The sequence below is a fragment of the Bradyrhizobium sp. USDA 3262 genome, from assembly GCF_054060035.1.
Genome location: NZ_JBSSCT010000001.1, coordinates 911134 through 932981, shown reverse-complemented (window position 1 = coordinate 932981; position 21848 = coordinate 911134). Strand labels below are relative to the sequence as shown.

The window sequence follows — 21848 nt, the reverse complement described above, 5'->3', positions numbered from 1 at the left end:
GCTCGCACCTCAGGATGACGGGTTACAGGCGAGGGGATGACGGAACTAGCAGCAGCCCTTCCCTTGCTGCCCCGAGCCTGAACGTGATAGGCCGCCACTCTTGTTGGGTGGCGTTAACACAGGGCAGGTCTATGGCTGACGCAAAATACGACGTTCTTGGGATCGGCAACGCGATCTTCGACGTGCTGGTGCAGACCGACGAGGGGTTCCTTGCCCGTCACGGCATGACCAAGGGCTCGATGCAACTGATCGACGAGGTGCGCGCCACCGCGATCTACGGCGACATGGGCGTGGCGACCGAAATGTCGGGCGGCTCGGCTGCCAACACCATCGTCGGCGTCGGCAGTCTCGGCGCCCGCGCCGCCTATGTCGGCAAGGTCAAGGACGACCAGATCGGCAAGCTCTACGTCCACGACATCCGCGCCGCCGGCGTCGCCTTCGACACCGCGCCGGCCAAGACCGGCCCGGCCACCGGCTGCTCCTACATCCTGGTGACGCCGGACGGCGAGCGCACCATGAACACCTATCTCGGCGCCGCGCAGGACCTGACGCCGGACGATATCGATCCGGCCCAGATCGCGGCCGCCGGCATCATCTATCTCGAGGGCTATCTCTGGGATCCGAAGAACGCCAAGGATGCCTTCGTGAAGGCGGCGACCATCGCGCACGGCGCGGGCCGCCAGGTCGCGCTGACGCTGTCGGATTCGTTCTGCGTCGATCGCTACCGCGACGAATTCCTCGACCTGATGCGCAAGGGCATCGTGGATCTGGTGTTCGCCAACGAGTCCGAGCTGCACTCGCTGTACCAGACCTCGGATTTCGACACCGCGCTGAAGCAGTTCGGCAAGGACACCAAGCTCGGCGTCGTCACCCGCAGCGAGAAGGGCTGCGTCGTGATCTCCGGCGACAGCGTCGTCGCGGCGCCCGCCTCGCCGATCGACAGGCTGGTCGACACCACCGGCGCCGGCGACCTGTTCGCCGCCGGCTTCCTGGTCGGCCTCGTGCGCAATGTCGGCCATGAGAATGCCGGCCGGCTCGGCGCGCTCGCCGCCGCCGAGGTGATCCAGCACATCGGCGCCCGGCCGCTGGTGTCGCTGCAGGATCTGGCGAAGCGGCAGGGGCTGCTGGTTTAAGGCGTAGTCTTTCTTCGCCTCTCCCGCTTGCGGGGGAGGCCGACGCGCGAAGCGCGGCGGGTGGGGGCTCTCTCCACGGAATGACTCGCGGAGAAAGCCCCCACCCCGACCCTCCCCCGCAAGCGGGAGAGGGGGAAGAACGGCATCACGCCGTCTTCGCCGCCTTCAATCCCAGCCGCTGCTCCACCGCGTCGCGCATCACGAATTTCTGGATCTTGCCGGTCACCGTCATCGGGAATTCGTCGACGAACTCGACGTAGCGCGGGATCTTGTTGTGGGCGATCTGGCCATGGCAGAAGGCGCGGACCTCGTCGGCGGTGAGCGTTTCGCCCTGCCTGATCCTGACCCAGGCGCACAGCTCCTCGCCATAGCGCTCGTCGGCGACGCCGAAGATCTGCACGTCCTGGATCTTCGGATGGCGGTAGAGGAATTCCTCGATCTCCCTCGGATAGAGGTTCTCGCCGCCGCGGATCACCATGTCCTTGATGCGGCCGACGATGTTGCAGTAGCCCTCGTCGTCGATCACGGCGAGGTCGCCGGTGTGCATCCAGCCATTGGCGTCGAGCACGTCTGAGGTCTTTTCCTTCTCGTCCCAATAGCCGAGCATGATGCTGTAGCCGCGGGTGCAGAGCTCGCCGCGTTCGCCGCGCGGCACCACCTTGCCGTCGAGATCGACCACCTTGACCTCGACATGCGGATGGATGCGGCCGACGGTCGAGACGCGGCGCTCCAGCGGATCGTCGGTCGCGCTCTGAAAACTCACCGGGCTGGTCTCGGTCATGCCGTAGGCGATCGTCACCTCGCGCATGTTCATCTCGGTGTTGACGCGCTTCATCACCTCGATCGGGCAGGGCGCGCCGGCCATGATGCCGGTGCGCAGCGAGGATAGATCGAAGCGCGCGAAGTCGGGATGGTCGAGCTCGGCGATGAACATGGTCGGCACGCCGTACAAGGTCGTGCATCTCTCCTGCGCGACCGTGGTCAGCGTCGCCAGCGGATCAAAGCCTTCGCCGGGATAGACCATGGTGGTGCCGAGCGTGACCGAGGCGAGGTTGCCCATCACCATGCCGAAGCAGTGATAGAGCGGCACCGGGATGCAGATGCGGTCCTGCTCAGTCAGGCGCATGGCGCGGCCGGTGAAGTAGCCGTTGTTGAGGATGTTGTGATGGGTCAGCGTCACGCCCTTCGGCGAGCCGGTGGTGCCGCTGGTGAACTGGATGTTGACGGGATCGTCGAATTGCAGGCTCTCGCCGAGCGCCGCAAGCTGCTCGCGATGGCGCTCGCCGCCCATCTGCGCGACCGCATCGAACGGAATGGTGCCCGGCGCCGCCGGTCCGCCGATCTGGATCACGGCGCGCAATTGCGGCAGCCGCGCCGAGCGCAGATGGCCGGGCTCGGAGCTCGCAAGCTCGGGCAGCAGCGTGTTCAGCATCTCCATATAGGCCGAGGTCTTGAATGCGGTCGCCGTCACGATCGCGGCGCAGCCGACCTTGCCGAGCGCGAATTCGAGCTCGCTGAGGCGATAGGCCGGATTGATGGTGACGAGGATCAGTCCGGCTTTCGCGGCGGCGAATTGCGTCAGTGTCCATTCCGGCCGGTTCAGCGACCAGATGCCGATCCGCTCGCCGCGTTGCAGCCCGAGCGCGAGAAAGCCCGCCGCCAAGGCCTCGACGCGACAGGCGAATTCGTTCCAGGTCCAGCGCACGTTGTGGCTCGGCGAGACCAGCGCTTCGCGCTCGCCCCAGCGCGCCCGTGCACGGTCGAGGCTGCGGCCGATGGTTTCACCGAGCAGCGGCGCATCGGAAATGCCGCACACATAGCTGTCTGCCTTGCCGTCTCCCTTGGGTGTGGGTGCCAAGCTCGTCCTCCTCGTGGTCGTGTTCGCGTGGCCGCGCTTTTTTGCGCGATCTTAGTCGTTTGGCGCTGACGGGACAGGCCCGACCAATGGCCGGTACGAAAAATCCCTCCCCGTGAGGGGAGGGATTAAGGGCCGAAATGGAACAGCGGTCCCCGCTTCACCTCGCCCCGCCTGCGGGGAGAGGTCGGAACGCATCGCAAGATGCGTTCCGGGTGAGGGGGTACAGGTCTCACCGTGGTCAGAGCTCGCGGAAGCAGCCCCTCACCCCAACCCTCTCCCCGTAAGAACGGGGAGAGGGAGAGGATATTTTAAGCCGCCCGCTGCCCGCTGCCGGCGTCGAGCCCGGCATAGATGCCCTTCTCGAAGCCTGCGAAGGCTTCCAGGCTGTGCTTGTCGGCGAACGGCAACAGCTGCGTCAGGATCACGCCGCAGACGTCGCGCGACGGATCGATCCAGTAATAGGTGTTGGCAAGGCCCGCCCAGGCGAGGCTGCCGGCGCTGCGGCCTTCCGGCGTCTTGGCGGTGTTGATGAGGAAGCTCAGTCCCCACTTCTTGACGATGTCAGGATAGAGATCGACATCGTTGGTGTACACCGGCAAGGCCGTCGTCATCTTGCCGACGGTGAGCTCGCCGATGTGATTCTGCCCCATGGTCGCGACCGTCTCGGCCTTCAGCACCTGATTGCCGTTGCCTTTGCCCTTGTTGAGGATCATCTGGCAGAACTTGATGTAGTCGGCCGCCGTCGAATACAGGCCGCCGCCACCCATGTGGAATTCAGGATTCTGCTCGAGCTCGAACGGGATTGCCGCCAGCGTGCCGTCCTCGCCGCGGGCATGCATGCCGACCAGCCGCTTGCGCATGTTGTCGGAGATCTTGAACGCGGTGTCGCTCATGCCGAGCGGTGCGAACATGTTGTCGCGCAGATAGGCATCGAGCTTCTGGCCGGATGCGGCCTCCACCGCCTTGCCGACGAAGTCGATATTGGTGCCGTACTCCCAGCGCGTGCCGGGGTCGGTCATGATCGGTGTCTTCAGCGCGGCATTCAGGCAGGTGATGATGCCGGGCGTGCCGGTCTTTTCCAGATATTTGCCGAGATTGGCGTCCCACATGTCGTAGGCGAAGCCGGCGGTGTGGGTCATCAGCTGGCGCAGCGTGATCGGCTTTTTCGCCGGCCGCAGCTGCGGCTCGCCCTTGGCGTCGAAGCCGTCAAGCACCTGCACCGCGGCGAGATCGGGCAACAGCTTGCCGATCGGCTCATCGAGCGAGAGCTTGCCCTGCTCGACAAGCTGCATCGCGCCCGCCGAGGTCACCGCCTTGGTCATCGAGGCGATCCAGAACACGCTGTCCGCCGTCATGGGATCGCTCTTGGAGAGGTCGCGCTTGCCGAACGCGCCTTCGTAGATCACGTCCTTGCCGGTGGCCGCGATGGCGACCACGCCGGGAATTTCCTTTGCCTCGCTCTTCTGGCGCAATACCTGATCGATCTGGGCCTTGCTCTGCATTGGGGGCTTCCTCCGGTGGGGTTTATTGTTTTGAAGTGGGCGGATCATCCTCCCGCTTTTCCGCTCCCGCAAGGCGGGCGCGATGCGACGATGTCGCGATGTCGTGAAGGCCGGGCCGCTAGGAACGGCCTTGGTCGGGAGACGTTCACCACGCGCGCAGATTTTGCAGGGGACGCCGCGCAAGTCCCGGTGACCTCCGCAAGCGGCCACGGTAACGTGATCAAGGAATGATTTTCGTACCTGATTATTTGCATTAACGCATTCAGATCGCTGCACAAACGGTGCGGCGGATTGGACCGGATTTGACGAAAAGATTCGTCATTTCCCGCCTTGCGGGGGCGCAGCAATGATTTCGACATGGAGTGAATGGAAGCGCTATCCGCGGCCGGGCCGCGGCGAGAATATCGAGGCGCCGATCAGCCCAGGTCTCTACGAAGTCCGCTACGCAGGTACCGGCGCACTGCACTCGTTCGAGGCCGTCGAGAATGTCGCGCAGGCGCTGGCGCTGCTGCGGTCCGGCGCCAAATCTTGGTTCGGCCGCCGCGATGCGCGGACGCAGGCCGACCTCGAATACCGGACCTGCGCGACCTCGACCAAGGCGGACGCCAAGGCCGCGGCCGAGCGCATGATCGGCCGTCGTGAAACCTATATGTCCGGCGGCGCAGTCTGATCAGAGCCGTCATTCCGGGGCGATGCGCAGCATCGAACCCTCAGGTGCGCAACTGCGCACCGAGAATCTCGAGATTCCGGGTTCGACTCCTAGAGCCGCCCCGGAATGACAACCCTCCAACAATCGCGCCGCGTTTGCATCCAAGCAGGGTCGCGCCCGGCGCCGGTGCATCGCAGCGGCTTTCCGCTTATATAGGCGGCGAACACCCCCAAGAAATTCCAGAAATGACAGGAGTAACGCCATGACCCCGCCCGTTGCCGCACGCGCCACCCAATCCGCAGCATCCTCCCTGCAAAGCCGCCTGAAGGACCCCTCGCTGCTGCGCGACCGCTGCTACATCGATGGCGCCTGGGTCGGCACCCCCGAATTCGCCGTCAACAATCCGGCGACGGGCGTCGAGCTGATCAAGATCCCGCAGCTGAGCGCCGACGACGCGACCAAGGCCGTCGAGGCCGCCGAGCGCGCGTTTCCGGCCTGGGCCAAGCTGACCGCGAAACAGCGCTCCAACATCTTGCGCAAATGGTTCGATCTGATCATCGCCAACCGCGAGGACCTCGCGCTGATCCTGACCTCCGAGCAGGGCAAGCCGCTGGCGGAAGCGCTCGGCGAGGTCGATATCGGCGCCGCCTATGTCGAATTCTTCGCGGAAGAGGCGCGTCGCGTCTATGGCGAGACGATCCCGACGCAGCGTCCGGACGCGCGTCTGCTCGCGATCCGGCAGCCGATCGGTGTCTGCGGCGCCATCACCCCGTGGAATTTCCCGAACTCGATGATCACCCGCAAGGTCTCGCCGGCGCTGGCGGCCGGTTGCACCGTGGTGCTGAAGCCCGCCAACGAGACGCCGCTGTCGGCGCTCGCGCTCGTTGCGCTGGCCGAGAAGGCCGGCGTGCCGAAGGGCGTGTTCAACATCGTCACCGGGGATGCGCCGCCGATCGGCAAGGTGCTGTGCGAGCATCCGGCGGTGCGCTTCGTCGGCTTCACCGGCTCGACCGAGGTCGGCAAGATCCTGTACCGGCAGGCGTCGGTCGGCGTGAAGAAGCTCGGCCTCGAGCTCGGCGGCAACGCGCCGTTCGTGGTGTTCGACGATGCCGACATCGATGCCGCGGTCGAAGGCGCCATCGTCTCGAAGTATCGCAACATGGGCCAGACCTGCGTCTGCGCCAACCGTCTCTATGCCCAGGACAAGATCTACGACGCGTTCGTCACGAAGCTGTCGAAGAAGGTCGCGGAGATGAAGATCGGCGACGGCACGGAAGCTGGCGTGACGCAGGGGCCGCTGATCAACATGGAAGCGATCGAGAAGGTCGAGCGGCACATCGCCGACGCCGTGAAGGGCGGCGCCAAGATCGTGACCGGCGGCAAGCGCTCGTCGCTCGGCCGCAGCTTCTTCGAGCCGACGGTGCTTTCGGACGTGCGGCCGGACGCGCTGGTGTCGCACGAGGAAACCTTCGGCCCGCTCGCGCCGGTGATCCGCTTCAAGGACGAGGCCGACGTGATCGCGATGTGCAACGCCTCGCCATTCGGCCTCGCTTCCTACTTCTACTCGCGCGACATCGGCCGCGTCTGGCGCGTCGCCGAGGCGCTGGAGTCGGGCATGGTCGGCGTCAACTCCGGCCTGATCACGACCGAAGTAGCGCCGTTCGGCGGCGTCAAGGAATCGGGCCTCGGCCGCGAAGGCTCGCGCCACGGCATGGATGAATATGTCGAGATCAAATACGTGATGATGGCCGGCGTCTGATCGCCGGGCTGCGTGTCCCTTCGCCCCGGCGGGCGAGGGGACGCATGCCGGTGAATCCATCGGTCGTCGCTGTCGATCGCTCCGTCCGCCGGCATCCGCGGTCTGCGACGATTCACCGCGACGGTTGGATGCAGCGCGTCGATCGCGACGACGCTCGCATCAAGAATTCCTCTAACCTCGAAGGTGTCGATTAGAAGCAAGCCGCATGCGCGCAAACGCCGATTCAGCGAAAGAATAATCGAAACGCGGAATCTGCCGCATCGATGTCGCTTCATGCAGCAGGTGTTATCCCCGTTGCTTAGATGCGTTCTAGTTGGCCTCACAACGCATGCTGCTTATGCCCCGGTGGTCGCGCTCGAACCCTGATGATGTTCGAGGCGAAGCCACGAAGAATCCGGGGACCTCATGCTCGTCAGTTCAAACGCTCCACGCGCATTTCAATTCGCGTGCGCGTCTCTCCTCCTTTCCGCGGTCCCTTCGCTCGCCCAGTCGCTTGAGCAGTCACCCGCGAGCAGCGTTGCGCCGCTGCCTCCAGTCGTCGTCACCGCGCCACAGCATCGAGCCACGCCGGTTCGGAGGCCGTCGTCGTCGCGCTCAGTGCGCCCGTCGGCACCGCGTCAGGTGAGCAGGCGCGAGCACGCGCCGCAGGCTGCGGCCGCGCCGACGGCCGGCGCGCAGCAGGCGGCGTTGCCCGTGCCCTATATCGGCGGCCAGGTCGCGCGCGGCGGGCAACTCGGCCTGCTCGGCAACAAGGACTACATGGAGACCCCGTACAGTCTGACGAGCTACACCGAGAAGACGATCCGCGATCAGCAGGCAACCAGCGTTGCGGAAGTGCTGACCAATTCCGATCCGTCGGTGCGTGCTGCGATCGGCAGCAGCAACCGTTACGACGCGCTGACCATCCGCGGCTTCCGGGTCGAGAACAGCGAAATCGCCTTGAACGGACTCTACGGCCTCGTTCCGGCCTACCGCATCAATCCGGCTCCCATCGAGCGCATCGAGCTGCTCAAGGGGCCGGGTGCCTTTCTCAACGGAATGGCTCCGCAAGGCAGCATCGGTGGCACGGTCAATGTCGTGACGAAGCGGGCGGCGGAAGACATCACGCGCCTGACCGCCGGCTACATCTCGGATGGACGTTTTGGAACGGAGCTGGACCTCGCACGGCGCTATGGCGAACAGAAGGAATGGGGCGTTCGCTTCAACGGCGGGATCGACGGCGGCAACACCACGATCGATCGGCAGTCGGCGCGCAACGGCGTGGGCTCGCTCGGCGTCGACTATCATGGAGAGCGCTTTCGCTGGTCGGCGGACATCATCTCCCAGGACGACTGGATGAAGGCGGCCCAGCGCGGCTACACGCCCGTGCCCGGCATCGCAATGCCGAGCGCCCCCGATCCGCGCATCAATCTCGCGCAACCGTTTGACTATGCGCGGTCGCAGAGCCTGACCGGCTTGACCAGGGCCGAATACGATCTCAGCAACAGCGTCACCGTGTTTGGCGCTGTTGGCGCCAACCAATTCCGCTACGACAAGCAGGAAGACCCGGGCGCGACGATTCTCAATAGCGCGGGCGATGCGCGGGGCACGTCCCGATTCCAGACCGGCAAGTCGGAGGGCGCCTCAGGCGAGGCGGGTGTACGCGCGCGTTTCGACACGGGTCACATCGGCCACGAGGTCGTGGTCAGCGGCAGCGCGCAAAACCGGACGGACTGGCTCGGCCAGACCAACTACGCGGCCTACCTGACGAACATCTACAGACCGACCTTGCTGACGACCGCCGGCACGCCGGTATCGACATTCCAGGAGGGCAAGTCCGGCTTCCTCGGGCTGCGCAGCGTCGGTGTTGCCGACACCATCACGACGATGGGGGGCCTGTTGGAGGTGATCGTGGGCGCGCGCCAGCAGCAGGTGATCGCGAACAGCTTCAATCCGGTCAGCGGCCTGGAAACAACACACTACGACGATAGCGCGACGTCGCCTTCGATCGCCTTGGTGGTGAGGCCGATCAAGCAACTCTCGCTTTATGCCAATTACATCGAAGGCCTGACGCCGGGGCCGACGCCGCCCTCCGGCGCGGTGAATACCAATGCGGTGTTTGCGCCGTTCAAGACGCGACAAGTCGAGGTCGGCACCAAGCTCGATCTCGGAGGCTTCGGCGCGAGCCTTGCCGCGTTCCAGATCAGCCAACCGAGCGGGGTGATCGATCCCGTCACCAAGATCTACAGTCTGGATGGCGAGCAGAGAAACCGCGGTATCGAGCTCAATACATTCGGCGAGGTCACGCCCGGCGTCCGCGTTCTCGGTGGCGTGACCTGGCTCGATGCCCGGCTCACCCAAACGCAGGGCCACCTCTACGACGGCAATCACGCGATCGGCGCGCCCGACCTGCAGGGCAATCTCGGTGTCGAATGGGATACGCCCTTCGTGCCCGGCCTCACCGCGACGGCGCGTGCCATCTACACCAGCCGGGCCTATGTCAGCGCCGACAACGTCCAAAGCGTCCCCGCCTGGGCGACCTTCGACATCGGTGCGCGCTACGCGACAACCCTCGCGGGGCGTCCGACCACCTTCAGGGCGTCACTGACCAATCTGTTCGACAAGCACTACTGGATCGGCAATCCAACCGGCTATGTGATCAGCGGCATGCCGCGGACGCTGTGGCTTTCCATGACGGTGGATTTCTAGAGCGTTTTCGAGCGAAGTGGATACCGGTTCGCGTGAAGAAAACGCGTCAAAACAAGAATCTAGAGCCCCGTTCCGATTCCATCGGAACGGGAAAGCTCTAGCAGAAAAGCCGAGGGCCATCGCGCGCCGCACGCTGGTGTGCGGTGGCCGCTCAGACGTCGCGGCTGTGTTGCGAAAGATCCGTCGCCGATCCGGCGATTGCCTCACACGCCCTTGTCGTTCGGGTTGGCGACGGCGTCCTTCAGCGGCGCCGTCATCGGAAAATTCAGGTTCACGTTCTTCGGCGGGATCGGCCGCGTGAACCATTTTGCGTAGAGCTCCTGGAATTCGCCGTTCTTCATCATGGCGACCAGCGTCTTGTCGACCAGCGCCTTGAACTCCGGATCGCCCTTGCGGATGATCAGCCCGTAGGGTTCGGTGCGCAGGCTGTCGTCGATGATGCGCCAGTCCGCAGGGTTGCGGCTGCCGGCGATCAGGCTCGCCAGCAGAATGTCGTCCATCACGAAGGCTTCGCTCCGCCCGGTGGTCAGCGCGAGGAACGATGCGGCGTGGTCCGCCGTCAGGATGTTCTTGGTCTGAAAGTTCTTCTCCTGGGCCCGTGCGCTCAACAGTCCGATCGAGGTCGAGCCCGAGGTGAGCGAGACCGGCCGGCCGCCGAGATCCTCAAAGGTCTTGATTGGCGCGTCCTTCTGCACCACCGCGCGGATGCTCGACACGAAGATCGTGTTGCTGAAGGCGACGACCTTCTGCCGCTCCAGCGTGTTGGTGGCGGGACCGCAGACGATGTCGATGGTGCCGTTCTCGATCAGCGGGATCTGGGTGGAGAGCTGGATCGGCTGCAGCCTGGTCTGCAGCGCCGGCAGCTTGAGATCGGCCTTCACCGCATCGACGATCCGGGTGCAAAGGTCCATCGCAAAGCCGACCGGCTTCTGGTTGTCGTCGAGATAGGAGAACGGGACCGAGACGTCGCGGTGGCCGAGCCGGATTTCGCCGGCATCGCGGATCTTGGCCAGGGTGCCGCCGGACGATTGGGCCTGTGCCGGGGCGGATGTCGCCGCAAGAAAAGCTAGGCAGATCAATCGCTTGGCGGCTTGATGCATCGGGTGCTCGCGAACGCTGGCAATGTTGGATACGATGAGGCAAGATTTTATACACAGCATTGCATAATCGGCCAAACTGATTTTATACAATCAGAGCTGGGTCGGATATCCCGATCCCGCCACGCAGCGAGAGAGAAGTCGGATGGAGCCCGCAACCGTCACCAGCCATCGAGGGGCCGGACCCCACGGTTCCGCGCCGGACGCCGTGCGCGAGGCATTGCGGGCCGCGATCAGCTCGGGCGAGCTCGCGCCCGGATTGCAGCTGCGTCAGGACGAGCTCGCCGCGCGGTTCGGGACCAGCCGCATCCCGGTGCGCGAGGCGCTGCGCCAGCTCGAGGCCGAGGGTTTTGTGACCTTCCTGCCCAACCGCGGCGCGGTGGTCTCGGATCTTTCGATCGACGAGGTAATCGAACTGCTCGAGATCCGGATCGCGCTCGAATGCCACGCGCTGCGCCTGGCGATCCCGGCCATGGGCGAGATCGATCTCGAGGCGGCGACGAAAATCCTCCGCGCCTACGATGCCGAGCCCGATCCGGCGCAATGGGGCGCCTTCAACTGGAAATTCCACGCAACGCTCTACGCGCCGTGCAATCGCCCGCGCCTGCTCGGCATGATCGAGGCGAATTATGGCCATGTCGGCCGCTTCACCCGGGCGCTGGTGTCGCAGGCGACCGGCAAGGAGCGACCGCAGCGCGAGCATTACCGGCTGCTCGAATTCTGCCGCGACGGCGAGGTCAAGAAGGCGGTCCGGCTGCTGCGCGACCATATCGAGGAGACGCAGAAGACGCTGCGCTCGGCGCAGCGCCAGGCGTTGCGGGATGCGGGCGAGGGTCGCCCTGCCTGATCGTCGTTCAGACAATGTGAGTGATCGCGGGCCGCGCTACGCGGCCGCAGGAGAGTGCGCGTGAAGACCAATGACGTCGAAATCCTGGTGATCGGTGCGGGAATCGTCGGCATCGCCGCGGCCTATTACCTCGCCGTTCAGCACAAGCGTTTGCGCGTGCTGATTGTCGACGAAGGCCAGCCGATGGCGTTGACCTCGGCGCAGTCCGGCGAGAACTACCGCAACTGGTGGCCGCATCCGACGATGGCCGACTTCACCAACCATTCCACGGACCTGATGGAGGAGATCGCGCGCCGCAGCGACAACCGCATCCACATGACCCGGCGCGGCTATCTCCTGGTCACGCGCGAGGAAAAACCCGAGGAACTGCTGCAGCAACTCCATGCCGGCTATGGCGAGCAGGCCGAAAAGCTGATCCGCCTGCACGAGGGGGCAAGCCGCGGCTACCTGCCGGCGCATTCGGCGGACCGGCAGAGCGCGCCCGACGGCGTCGACGTCCTGCTCGGCCGCGATCTGATCCAGGCCCATTACCCAACCTTCGATAAGGACGTCGCGACGGCGCTGCATATCCGCCGCGCGGGCGACATCAGCGGCCAGCAGCTCGGCCAGTACATGCTGGAAACGATGCGGCCGCTGGGCGCGCAATTCCAGCAGGCGAGGCTGCTCGGCATCGCGAAGACCGACCGCTTCGCCGTCGATGTGCTGGCCGATGGCGCGCGGCAAACCATCAAGGCCGACATCATCGTCAATGCCGCGGGCCCGTTCGCGGCGCAGGTCGCGGCGATGCATGGCGAAGAGCTGCCGATCATCAACGTGCTGCAGCAGAAGATCGCGTTCGCCGACCGCAACCGCGCGGTCGATCGCAAAATGCCGTTCGCGATCGATCTCGACGGTCAGACGCTGGCCTGGTCCGATGACGAGCGCGAGGCGCTGGCAGCTGCGCCGGAATTCGCGCGCCTCTTGGCGCCGATGCCGGGCAGCATCCATTGCCGGCCCGACGGCGGCGATCACGGCGAATGGATCAAGCTCGGTTGGGCCTTCAACGCCGAGCAGACCACAGAACCGGTGCGCGAGCCGGAGCTGAACCCTTATTTTCCCGAAGTCGTGTTGCGCGCCGCGAGCCGGTTGCAACCACGGCTCGCGCAATATCTCGGCGCCCTGCCGCGCGACCGCGTGCATTACGGCGGCTACTATCCGATGACGAAGGAAAACTGGCCGCTGATCGGTGCCGCGAAGACGCCGGACGTGTTCCTCGCCGCGGCGCTGTCGGGCTACGGCACGATGGGCGCCTGCGCCACCGGCGATCTCTGTGCCCGCGCCGTGGTCGGCGCGCCGGCACCCGCGTTCGCCCGCAGCCTCTCGCTGGCGCGCTATGACGACAAGGCGCTGATGGCCGAGCTCGCAGCGAGCGAAAGCCGCGGATTGCTGTAGTTCTCATCTTCGTAGCCCGGATGGAGCGACGCGCAATCCGGGACCCATGCCGCCGCGCGGCGATAACCCCGGATTGCGCTTCGCTCCATCCGGGCTACGCATCTTCAGCGACGCAGCACGGCGATGGTGCGGTTTGGCAAGGCGATCGCGCGCGAGATGTGCGTGTCAGCCGTGGCCGCCCTCATTGCCGAAGGCGCCGTGACGGCCGACGCCGGAGGCAAAGCGCGCCGCGCCCGACAGCGTTTCGCCCGAGGCGATCACCTGGAGCCCGCCGCGCATCTCGTTCCTGATCGCCTCTTCCTCGTCGAGGTCCCACTGCCGCAGCGCCGACAGCCGGTCGGCGCGCAGGCAGTTCTGCGGGAATCTCGCGATGTCCTTGGCGAGCGCGATGGCGTGCGCGCGCGTCTCACCCTTCGGCACCAGCCGGTTCGCGAGCCCCATGCGATGCGCCTCGGGCCCGGCAACCGGGCGTCCGGTGAGGATCAGATCGATCGCCTGCGAATGGCCGATCAGCCGCGGCAGGCGGATGGTGCCGAGATCGATCAGTGGCACGCCGAAGCGGCGGCAGAACACGCCGAAGGTCGCGTCCTCGGCCACGACGCGCATGTCGGCCCACAGCGCGAGCTCCATGCCGCCGGCGACCGCAAAGCCTTCGATCGCGGCGATCACCGGCTTCGAGAGCCGCAGCCGGCTCGGTCCCATCGGCGCGATCGTGTCGTGGCCGCCGACCTCGCGCTTCTTCTCGGGATCGCCCGCCGCCACCGCCTTCAGATCGGCGCCGGCGCAGAAATAGCCGCCGGTGCCGGTGAACACCGCGACGGATGCGCTCGCGTCCGCATCGAAGGCGAGAAACGCGTCATACAGCTTGCGCGCGGTGGCGCCATCGACGGCGTTGCGGTTGTGCGGACGGTTGATGGAGATGATGGTGACAGGACCGTCGCGCTCGACGAGCACGGTATCGGCATCAGGCATGGGGCGCTCCCTAGGCTGTTCTTGTTGTGCCCGGAGAGTGCCATCAGAGGTGAGGTGCGCGCAATCCCGCCACGGAAGGCGCAATTCCGTGGAGCGAGCGCGCCGATGGTGCAGCTAGACCTTCAGCTCGTAGGATGGGTAGAGCGTAGCGAAACCCATCACCATCGTGCCGCGGATCGAGATCGTGGGTTTCGCTTCGCTCTACCCACGCTACGGACGACCGATCAGACCTTCAGCTCGCTTCCCGTCACGCGGCGATATGCTTCCAGATACCGCTTGCTCGTCGCATCCACCACGCTCGCAGGTAGCGGCGGGGCGGGTGCGTCGCCGTTCCAGCGGCCGGCATGGCGCTCGACGTCAAGATAGTCGCGCAGCGGCTGCTTGTCGAAGCTCGGCTGTGGCTGGCCGGGCTTGTAGGCATCGACCGCCCAGAAGCGCGACGAATCCGGCGTCATCACCTCGTCGATCAGGATGATGCGGCCGTCCTTGTCGCGGCCGAACTCGAACTTGGTGTCGGCGATGATGATGCCGCGGGCGCGGCTGGTCTGTTCGCCGTAGCCGTAGACGTCGCGCGCCATCTTCTCCAGCGTCGCGGCGACGTCGGCACCGACGATCTCACGCACCCGCTTAACCGTGATGTTCTCGTCATGGCCGGCCTCGGCCTTGGTCGCCGGGCTGAAGATCGCGGGCTCGAGCTTCTGGCTCTCGACCAGGCCGGCCGGCAGCTTCTCGCCGGCCAGCGTGCCATCGGCCGCGTATTCCTTCCACGCCGAGCCGGAGATGTAGCCGCGGATCACGCATTCGATCGGGAACACGGTGGTGCGCTTGCACAGCATCGCGCGGCCGAGGATGTCGGCGCGATGATCCTTCAGTTCAGGCACCGCGCGGATGATCTCGTCGGCATCGGCGCTGATCATGTGATGCGGCACGGTGCCCTCGAGCTGCCGGAACCACCAGGCGCTGATCTGGGTCAGCACCGCGCCCTTCATCGGAATGGTTTCCGCCATCACCACGTCGAATGCCGAGATTCGGTCGGTGGTCAGCAGCAGCACGCGGTCGTCGCCGACGGCGTAGATATCGCGCACCTTGCCGCGGCCGATCCGGGGCAGGGGCAAATCGCTGGATAGCATCGCGGTCATGGCGTGATCTTTCAAGGTGGCTTTTCAAAATAGGTGGCTTGCAAAGACGAGCGCCCGCACACGAGGCGTGCGGGCGTTCAAGCCTATCACAGGAAATAGCTCACTCCGGCAGCGGAATGAACTCGTGTTCGTGCGGAACCTGCGTGAAGCGGCCGGTTTTCCAGTCCTGTTTGGCCTGCTCGATCCGCTCCTTGGAGGACGAGACGAAATTCCACCAGATGTGGCGCGGCCCCTCCAGCGCGTCGCCGCCGAGGAACATCATGCGGGTCGGCCGCAGCGTCTTCACGGTGATGCGGTCGCCGGGCCGGAAGATCAGGAGCCGCGGTCCCTCGTGGCGGTCGCCGGCGATCTCGACCTCGCCGTCAACGAGGTAGATCGCGCGCTCCTCATGGTCGGGGTCGAGCGGCACCGATGTGCCGGCCTTCGCGGTCACTTCAGTGTAAAACCACGGCGAGACCATGCTGACCGGCGAGGTGATGCCGAACGCGGAGCCGGCGATGATGCGCGCGGTGAAGTCGCGCTCGGAGATCATCGGCAGGTCGCCCGCGCCATAATGCTGGAACGACGGCGCGATCTCCTCCTTGCCCGCAGGCAGCGCGATCCAGCTTTGCAGGCCCAGCATCTTCTGGCCGTCGCGGCGCTGCACGTCAGGCGAGCGCTCGGAATGCGCAATGCCGCGGCCCGCGGTCATCAGGTTCATCGCGCCGGGCTGGATCTCCTGGATGTTGCCCTCGCTGTCGCGGTGCATGATGCTGCCGTCGAACAGATAGGTGACGGTGGCGAGCCCGATATGCGGATGCGGCCGCACGTCCATGCCCTTTCCGGCGAGATACTGCACCGGTCCGAAATGGTCGAAGAAGATGAAGGGCCCGACCATCTGGCGCTTGCCGTGCGGCAGCGCGCGGCGCACCGCAAAGCCGTCGCCGAGATCGCGGGTGCGCGGCACGATGATCAGATCCAGCGCGTCGCAGGTCTTGGGATCGCCGAGTTCGGGATCGGTCGAGGGCTGCCAGCTCATGTCGGACTCCTTGCAGTTTTACTGGATCATACTCTTTTGCCGCGATCATACTCTATCCGCCGTCCCGGCCAAGCGAAGCGCGAGCCGGGACCCATAACCACCGATGCTAGTTCTGCGAAGGCTGCGGCCCCAGCCCTGCTCACCAAGTGTTATCGGTGGTTATGGGTCCCTGCTTTCGCAGGGACGACGAATTACCTGTGGCTTGCACCTGCTCTCGATGGCAGCAAGTACAAACTTGGAAACCGGAGACAGTGATGGTTTCTCTGATCAAGCCAGGCGCAAGACTGCTGCGGGTCGATGGTCCCGTGATCGAGACCGCGCGGCTCATCCTGCGGCCGTGGCGCGCGTCCGATGTCGCTGAGAACACGAAAATGCTGTCCGATCCCGAGACGGCGCGCTTCATCACGCCGGATCATCAGCCGGTCACGTCGGAGCTGAAGGGCTGGCGCAATGCCGCCGTCATCTCGGGTCATTGGGCACTGCACGGTTTCGGCATGTTCGCGGTCGAGGAGAAGTCTTCCAGCCGCTACATCGGTCGCGTCGGCCCGTATTTTCCGCCGGAATGGCCGGGCTTCGAGGTCGGCTGGGGCATTGCCAAAGAGCGCCGCGGCAAGGGCTACGCGGTGGAGGCGGCGCGCGCCGCGATCGATTGGGTATTCGACAACTTCACGGTCGACCGCATCATCCATTGCATCGATCCGGCCAACGTCGCCTCGCAGGCGGTGGCGCGGCGACTCGGTGCCGTGAACGAGGGGCCGGGCAGGCTCGAGGGCGATGTGGTCGATATCTGGGTGACATCGCGTCAGCGCTGGCAGCGCGAGCCATCTTGAAAAACCATGTCCGACCGACGATTGTTCGGCGATGACATCGGCTGCTTCGGATTGGGCCGCACTTGAACTCTGCCTGCGCAGCGCCAGCGTGGCGCTGCTGCTGGTGCTTGCCGCCTTGCTGCTGACTGATTTTCGCAAGGCGCTTTCCGGGCGCCTTGCGGCCGCTTTCGCGCTCGGCTCGGCCGCGCATGCGGTGACCGCGTCGATCGGTGCCGGGCCGCCGGTCTCGGACTGGCATGCGCCGCTGATCGCGCTCTCGACCGGCGATATCGTGGTGTTCTGGCTGTTCACGCGCGCGCTGTTCGATGACGCGTTTGTGCTGCGCTGGTGGCACGGCCTGATCTGGGCCGCAGTCGTGGCCTACAGCTTCGTCAGTTGCATGTGGATCGCACCCGCCGGTCACGCACGGCTCGCGATCACCATGGTCAATTCGCTCTCGCTCGTGTTCGTTGCGCTCGCGGTGGCGCAAACCATCGGATCATGGTCGGCAGATCTGGTCGAGCGCCGCCGCCGTGTCCGCGTCTTCATCGTCGCCGCGTCTGCGCTGTACGGCGGATTCAATGCGCTGCTTCAGATAGCCTATGCCGGCAGCCGCGTGACAGTGGAATGGGCCAACCTGATGAACGCGGCCGTGCTCACCGTCATCGTGGCCGCAATCACCTGGGCGATGATGCGCGTCGACGGCGCCGACCTGTTCACGGTGCCGGCGGAGGCCGTCGTGCTGACGAAGCCAGCCGCGGCCGAGGAGGCGACCGACCGCAAGCTGGTCGATGCCCTGATGCGGCTGATGGCGGACGAGCGCATCTACCGCCACGACAATGTCACCATCGGCACGCTGGCGACCCGGCTGAAGATCCCCGAGTATCGTCTGCGGCGGCTGATCAACCAGCGGCTCGGCTACCGCAATTTCAACGTCTTCCTCAACAACCACCGGATCGAGGAGGCCAAGGCGGCGCTCGCCGATCCCGCGCAGGCCGAGGTCCCGGTCATCACCATCGCGATGGACGCCGGCTTCCAGTCGCTCGGCCCCTTCAACCGCGCCTTCAAGGCGACAACAGGCGTGACCCCGACGGAGTATCGGCGGCTGAAGGCGGGTGTGGCGTGACCCCGCGTATGTGAGGGACGCACCGTGGTAGGGTTCCCTCCCCCCTTGCGGGGGAGGGTTAGGGAGAGGGGTACCACACGACGCGCTCTTTCAGATTTCCCTCGGCGAGGGGGGAAAGCGATCTGCGATAGCGACGAATCTATCGACCATCTCGCCCGGGGCCTACCCCTCTCCCCAACCCTCCCCCGCAAGGGGGGAGGGAGCCCGACTGGCGTGCTCTCCTCACGAAGCACGCAGCTCGCGATTCTAGCCGTTGTAATCATTATAAAATTCCAGAATCGGCCAGCCGCCGCCAATTCTCGGCCAGCCCGATTTTCGAATCCGGCGAGCGCTATCGCACCCCCTGCGGCCTGATCCTGGCCATGCCCATCGCGCCATGCAGGAGGATCCCGTGACCCGTCGAAAGCTCGTCTTCATTCTCGCCGCCACCACCGCGTTCGGTGCGTTGGTGCTGTCTGCCGCCCGCGCCCGCGATGTGCCTGAGGTCGCGACCGGCTTTGTTGCCAATGTGATCTGCTCGGAGACCTTCGTCAGCGGGCTCGACCCCAGGCGAAACCTGACCGAGACCACGGACGCGATGCCGGGCGCCGGCCTGATCACCTGGGCGATGGACACCGAGGTCGACCTCGATCGCAAGGACGTCGCCGTGACGCTGTTCGGGCTCGGCCGCAGCCATGCGGTCTATCGCGAGGGCATGGGCTGCACGCTCGACCATGGCGAGACGCTGGGCGAGACTGCGTCGCCGCCTTTGAGGCCGCAGGCCGCGTTGCTGCCCGAGATCGCCGGCCCCGCGCTCGTCGCGCCGCAAACCCCGCAGCTTGCGGCCGCGCTCGACCGCGCCTTTGCCGAGCCCGCGGAGCCGCCGTTCCGCCGCACCCGCGCTGTTGTCGTGATGAAGGACGGCCGCATCGTCGCCGAGCGCTACGCCGACGGCGTCGGCACCGACACGCCGCTGCTCGGTTTCTCCGCGACCAAATCGGTGATCTCGGCGCTGATCGGAATCCTGGTGCGCGACGGCAAGCTGGCGGTCGATCGGCCGGTACCGATCGCGGCCTGGCAGGATCCGAAAGATCCGCGGCACGCCATCACGGTCGATCAGCTGTTGCGCCACACCGCGGGCCTCGCACTCGGCAGTTCGCTGCAGGCGTCGCTGGCATCCGTGCTCGAGCCGGTCAACCGCATGAAGTTCATGGAATCGGATATGGCCGCCTTCGCCGAGAGCGCTCCGTTGGAGAGCGCGCCCGGCCGGGTCTGGAACTATCACGACGGCAACTACCTGATCCTCTCGCATCTGATCCGGAACGCCGTCGGCGGGCATGCGGCTGATGTGATGCGCTTCGCGCGTGAGGAGCTGTTCGGACCGCTCGGCATGCGCAATGTCGTGATGCAGTTCGATGCGGCGGGCACGCCGGAAGGATCGGGCGCGATGATGGCGAGCGCGCGCGACTGGGCAAGGTTCGGCCAGCTCTACCTCGATGACGGCGTGGCGGGCGGCAAGCGCCTCCTGCCTGAGGGCTGGGTCAAGTATTCCGCATCGCCGACGCCGCACGCCTGGGTCGGCATCGGCGCGGGGTTCTGGACCGATCTCGGCGACAGCTTTGGCGCCAACTACCGGGTCGCGCACGGCTGGCCGCGCGATGCCTTCTTCGCCAAGGGCACGATCGGGCAGTATGTGATTATCGTGCCGTCGCAGCACCTCGTCATCGTCCGGCTCGGCCGCTCGCCGAACATGCCGACCGAGGCGGACGGCGTGTTCGATCTGGTCCGTGATGTCGTCACAGCGACGTCTGCAAGCGCGCGGCTCGCGGGCGGCAATTGACCGGCATGTCACACAACACCCGCGCGATCGTGAATTGAATCTCGGCCTCCGGAATTTTCTGATGCTGTGGCGCATCTCGCGAGGAGGCGCCATAGTTTCTTGAAGCACGCGTCAGCCGGAGACCATCATGCCGAAAGCCTACTGGATCGTGCACGTCACGGTTCACGATGAAGCCCGCTATCCCGACTATCTCGCCGCCGCGATGCCGGTGTTCGCCAGATACGGCGCCAATTTCATCGTGCGCAATGGCCCCTATGAGGTGATGGAAGGCGCAACGCGCCAGCGCAACTTCGTCATCGAATTCAAGGATCGCGCCACCGCGATGGAATGCTACACCTGCCCGGAATATCAGGCCGCGAAGGCGATCCGGCAGAAATACTCGGATGGGGATTTTGTGATCATTGATGGGGCGGAGTAGGCGAGGAGCTCGTGTTCTCCCAAACTCAGTGTCGTCCCTGCGAACGCAGGGACCCATAACCACAAATGCCGCTTATTGCGTGACGCTGGAACGACGAATCCCATTCACAACATCTGCTGCGGAGTATGGGTCCCTGCTTTCGCAGGGACGACAGTGGTGGGTGTGGCGCGCAGCCCCGCGCTGTAACAACGAGTGCAGACTTACTGCCGCCCCAGCTGCGTCGCCTTCTCCACGCGGTCGAAGCGCTCGAGCGTCAGGATGGCGTCGGCGAGCTGGTCGGCGCGTTTGTCGAGCACCGGGCGGGCCAGCGTCAGGAACTTCTGCTGCATCGCCTTTGCGTCGGGGAACGAGGTCGGCTCGCCGGAGGGATCGGCATAGAGGCGCTCATGGGTGCCGTCATCTGTCGTGATCGAGACGCGGGCGCCGAACGGATGGGTGCGGCCAATCTCGAGCCGGTCGTCCTGCACCACGTCGAACTTGTCGGCGAGCGCGTCGATGGCCGCATCGCCCAGCCGGTCGTAATCGTCCCAGCCGAAATGGCCCTGGTCGAGCGCGATCGCGCCGGTGAAGAACATCGAGAACTGGCCGCCGACCACCGAGGTCGGGTGGCGCTTGGTGGCGGCGTCGCCGGTCAGCGTGATGCCGTTGCGGTGCAGGCCGATCTCGACCTTCCTGATCTGGTCCGGCGTCAGATTGTGCTCGCGCCGCATCGCGATCAGCGCGTCGATCGCGGCGTGGGTGTAGCGGCAGCTCGGATACGGCTTCACGCCGATCTTCAGCGTCTCATAGGTGTGGCCCAAGCCCGCCACCGCCTTGTCCGGATGCGCATCGTCGCTATAGCCGACCAGCAGGCCGTGCTTGCCCTCGACCGCCTCGCTCGAGCCGACGAAGTCGTTGCGCGCCAGGGTCGCGGCGATCACGCCGTTCATCGCGGCGGCGCCGACCTGGTAGCGCTTGTTCCAGGCGCCGTTGACCAAAAATTGCAGCGAGCCCGCAGCCTGGCTGCCGGAGACGCCGAACGCGGAGATGATCTGTTCCTTCGACAGTCCGAACAGCTTTCCTGCTGCCGCGGCGGCGCCATAGGTGCCGGCGGTCGCGGTCGGGTGGAAGCCGCGGGCGTAATGCGAGGTCGGGTCGAGCGCGTTGCCGAGCCGGCAGCACACTTCATAGCCGGCGACGATCGCGGTCAGCACGTCGCGGCCGGAGGCGCCGACCATCTCGCCGACCGCGAACGCGGCGGGCACCACCGGTGCGCTCGGATGCAGCGAGGAATCGGCGTGGGTGTCGTCGAAGTCGAGCGAATGGCCGAGCGCGCCGTTGAGCAGCGCGGCGACCGCCGGGGTCCAGGTCTTGGTGTCGCCGAATACGGTGGCCTCGCCCTTGCCGTCGAGCGCCAGCGCCTCCAGCATCTTCATCAGCGACGGCGTCGATTCCGCATCGCGCCGGGCGCGGATGGTGCTGCCGAGGAAATCCAGCGTCAAAACCTTGGCGCGCTCCAGCACCTCCGGCGGAATGTCGGAATATTTCAGGTCGGCGACATAGGCGGCGAGCGTTGCGGTTTCGTGGGCCATCGTGTTTCCTCA

The 21848-nt window shown here is 65.6% G+C and carries 17 protein-coding genes; 10 read left to right on the top strand and 7 right to left on the bottom strand.

The window, feature by feature from the left end:
- Positions 1 to 131 precede the first annotated feature (131 nt).
- Entirely contained in the window at positions 132 to 1133 is a 1002-nt protein-coding gene (locus ACVWYP_RS04330; RefSeq protein WP_304497871.1) for an adenosine kinase, read from the top strand.
- A 145-nt stretch (positions 1134 to 1278) separates the two neighbouring features.
- On the opposite strand, the gene ACVWYP_RS04325 is transcribed toward ACVWYP_RS04330, so the two are convergent.
- Both ACVWYP_RS04325 and ACVWYP_RS04320 read right to left on the bottom strand, forming a co-directional pair.
- Positions 1279 to 2991, bottom strand: a complete 1713-nt coding sequence (locus ACVWYP_RS04325; RefSeq protein WP_304497870.1) for an AMP-binding protein — start codon at positions 2989 to 2991, stop codon at positions 1279 to 1281.
- Between the two features lie 308 nt (positions 2992 to 3299).
- Positions 3300 to 4493 (bottom strand): serine hydrolase domain-containing protein, encoded by a 1194-nt coding sequence (locus ACVWYP_RS04320; RefSeq protein WP_304497869.1) that lies wholly within the window; start codon positions 4491 to 4493, stop codon positions 3300 to 3302.
- 346 nt (positions 4494 to 4839) lie between these two features.
- Between ACVWYP_RS04320 and ACVWYP_RS04315 the strand changes: the two genes are divergently transcribed.
- From ACVWYP_RS04315 to ACVWYP_RS04305, 3 genes are all read left to right on the top strand, one after another.
- Positions 4840 to 5163 carry a hypothetical protein gene (locus ACVWYP_RS04315; protein ID WP_028344328.1) on the top strand — a complete coding sequence of 108 codons (324 nt, stop codon included), beginning with the start codon at positions 4840 to 4842 and terminating at the stop codon, positions 5161 to 5163.
- A gap of 241 nt (positions 5164 to 5404) precedes the next feature.
- A complete protein-coding gene (locus ACVWYP_RS04310; RefSeq protein WP_304497868.1) occupies positions 5405 to 6901 on the top strand; it encodes an NAD-dependent succinate-semialdehyde dehydrogenase in 1497 nt (498 codons plus the stop codon).
- A 621-nt stretch (positions 6902 to 7522) separates the two neighbouring features.
- On the top strand, positions 7523 to 9589 hold the full coding sequence (locus ACVWYP_RS04305; protein WP_304497867.1) for a TonB-dependent receptor: 2067 nt from the start codon (positions 7523 to 7525) through the stop codon (positions 9587 to 9589).
- Positions 9590 to 9792: 203 nt separating this feature from the next.
- On the opposite strand, the gene ACVWYP_RS04300 is transcribed toward ACVWYP_RS04305, so the two are convergent.
- Positions 9793 to 10689 (bottom strand): transporter substrate-binding domain-containing protein, encoded by an 897-nt coding sequence (locus tag ACVWYP_RS04300; protein WP_304497866.1) that lies wholly within the window; start codon positions 10687 to 10689, stop codon positions 9793 to 9795.
- Between the two features lie 142 nt (positions 10690 to 10831).
- On the opposite strand from ACVWYP_RS04300, the gene ACVWYP_RS04295 reads away from it, so the two are divergent.
- Positions 10832 to 11533, top strand: coding sequence for a GntR family transcriptional regulator (locus tag ACVWYP_RS04295; protein ID WP_225164358.1), 702 nt, complete (start codon positions 10832 to 10834; stop codon positions 11531 to 11533).
- Positions 11534 to 11593: 60 nt separating this feature from the next.
- Complete coding sequence (locus tag ACVWYP_RS04290) at positions 11594 to 12964, top strand: NAD(P)/FAD-dependent oxidoreductase (protein WP_304497865.1); 1371 nt, start codon at positions 11594 to 11596, stop codon at positions 12962 to 12964.
- A gap of 165 nt (positions 12965 to 13129) precedes the next feature.
- Here the strand turns inward: ACVWYP_RS04290 and ACVWYP_RS04285 are convergent, their stop codons facing one another.
- The 3 genes from ACVWYP_RS04285 to ACVWYP_RS04275 all read right to left on the bottom strand — a co-directional run bounded on the left by ACVWYP_RS04285 (position 13130) and on the right by ACVWYP_RS04275 (position 16093).
- The gene (locus ACVWYP_RS04285; RefSeq protein ID WP_304497864.1) at positions 13130 to 13936 is read right to left on the bottom strand and encodes a crotonase/enoyl-CoA hydratase family protein; all 807 of its coding nucleotides are present in this window, start codon (positions 13934 to 13936) and stop codon (positions 13130 to 13132) included.
- A 224-nt stretch (positions 13937 to 14160) separates the two neighbouring features.
- Positions 14161 to 15075, bottom strand: coding sequence for a phosphoribosylaminoimidazolesuccinocarboxamide synthase (locus ACVWYP_RS04280; RefSeq protein WP_304497863.1), 915 nt, complete (start codon positions 15073 to 15075; stop codon positions 14161 to 14163).
- A 100-nt stretch (positions 15076 to 15175) separates the two neighbouring features.
- The gene (locus ACVWYP_RS04275; protein WP_304497862.1) at positions 15176 to 16093 is read right to left on the bottom strand and encodes a pirin family protein; all 918 of its coding nucleotides are present in this window, start codon (positions 16091 to 16093) and stop codon (positions 15176 to 15178) included.
- Between the two features lie 254 nt (positions 16094 to 16347).
- Between ACVWYP_RS04275 and ACVWYP_RS04270 the strand changes: the two genes are divergently transcribed.
- The 4 genes from ACVWYP_RS04270 to ACVWYP_RS04255 all read left to right on the top strand — a co-directional run bounded on the left by ACVWYP_RS04270 (position 16348) and on the right by ACVWYP_RS04255 (position 20265).
- Entirely contained in the window at positions 16348 to 16923 is a 576-nt protein-coding gene (locus ACVWYP_RS04270; protein ID WP_304497861.1) for a GNAT family N-acetyltransferase, read from the top strand.
- Between the two features lie 31 nt (positions 16924 to 16954).
- Complete coding sequence (locus ACVWYP_RS04265) at positions 16955 to 18028, top strand: AraC family transcriptional regulator (RefSeq protein ID WP_304497860.1); 1074 nt, start codon at positions 16955 to 16957, stop codon at positions 18026 to 18028.
- A 391-nt stretch (positions 18029 to 18419) separates the two neighbouring features.
- The gene (locus ACVWYP_RS04260) at positions 18420 to 19847 is read left to right on the top strand and encodes a serine hydrolase domain-containing protein (RefSeq protein ID WP_304497859.1); all 1428 of its coding nucleotides are present in this window, start codon (positions 18420 to 18422) and stop codon (positions 19845 to 19847) included.
- Positions 19848 to 19974: 127 nt separating this feature from the next.
- Positions 19975 to 20265, top strand: a complete 291-nt coding sequence (locus tag ACVWYP_RS04255) for a DUF1330 domain-containing protein (RefSeq protein ID WP_304497858.1) — start codon at positions 19975 to 19977, stop codon at positions 20263 to 20265.
- 200 nt (positions 20266 to 20465) lie between these two features.
- Here the strand turns inward: ACVWYP_RS04255 and ACVWYP_RS04250 are convergent, their stop codons facing one another.
- Entirely contained in the window at positions 20466 to 21836 is a 1371-nt protein-coding gene (locus tag ACVWYP_RS04250; protein ID WP_304497857.1) for an MmgE/PrpD family protein, read from the bottom strand.
- Between the last annotated feature and the right edge of the window lie 12 nt (positions 21837 to 21848).

Bases quoted from the DNA above. Each gene is read 5' to 3' on its own strand.
- ACVWYP_RS04315 (WP_028344328.1), top strand. From the start codon at position 4,840: ATGATTTCGACATGGAGTGAATGGAAGCGCTATCCGCGGCCGGGCCGC.
- ACVWYP_RS04295 (WP_225164358.1), top strand. From the start codon at position 10,832: ATGGAGCCCGCAACCGTCACCAGCCATCGAGGGGCCGGACCCCACGGT.
- ACVWYP_RS04320 (WP_304497869.1), bottom strand. From the start codon at position 4,493: ATGCAGAGCAAGGCCCAGATCGATCAGGTATTGCGCCAGAAGAGCGAG.
- ACVWYP_RS04265 (WP_304497860.1), top strand. From the start codon at position 16,955: ATGACATCGGCTGCTTCGGATTGGGCCGCACTTGAACTCTGCCTGCGC.
- ACVWYP_RS04280 (WP_304497863.1), bottom strand. From the start codon at position 15,075: ATGACCGCGATGCTATCCAGCGATTTGCCCCTGCCCCGGATCGGCCGC.
- ACVWYP_RS04270 (WP_304497861.1), top strand. From the start codon at position 16,348: ATGGTTTCTCTGATCAAGCCAGGCGCAAGACTGCTGCGGGTCGATGGT.
- ACVWYP_RS04310 (WP_304497868.1), top strand. From the start codon at position 5,405: ATGACCCCGCCCGTTGCCGCACGCGCCACCCAATCCGCAGCATCCTCC.
- ACVWYP_RS04255 (WP_304497858.1), top strand. From the start codon at position 19,975: ATGCCGAAAGCCTACTGGATCGTGCACGTCACGGTTCACGATGAAGCC.
- ACVWYP_RS04250 (WP_304497857.1), bottom strand. From the start codon at position 21,836: ATGGCCCACGAAACCGCAACGCTCGCCGCCTATGTCGCCGACCTGAAA.
- ACVWYP_RS04330 (WP_304497871.1), top strand. From the start codon at position 132: ATGGCTGACGCAAAATACGACGTTCTTGGGATCGGCAACGCGATCTTC.
- ACVWYP_RS04300 (WP_304497866.1), bottom strand. From the start codon at position 10,689: ATGCATCAAGCCGCCAAGCGATTGATCTGCCTAGCTTTTCTTGCGGCG.
- ACVWYP_RS04275 (WP_304497862.1), bottom strand. From the start codon at position 16,093: ATGAGCTGGCAGCCCTCGACCGATCCCGAACTCGGCGATCCCAAGACC.
- ACVWYP_RS04285 (WP_304497864.1), bottom strand. From the start codon at position 13,936: ATGCCTGATGCCGATACCGTGCTCGTCGAGCGCGACGGTCCTGTCACC.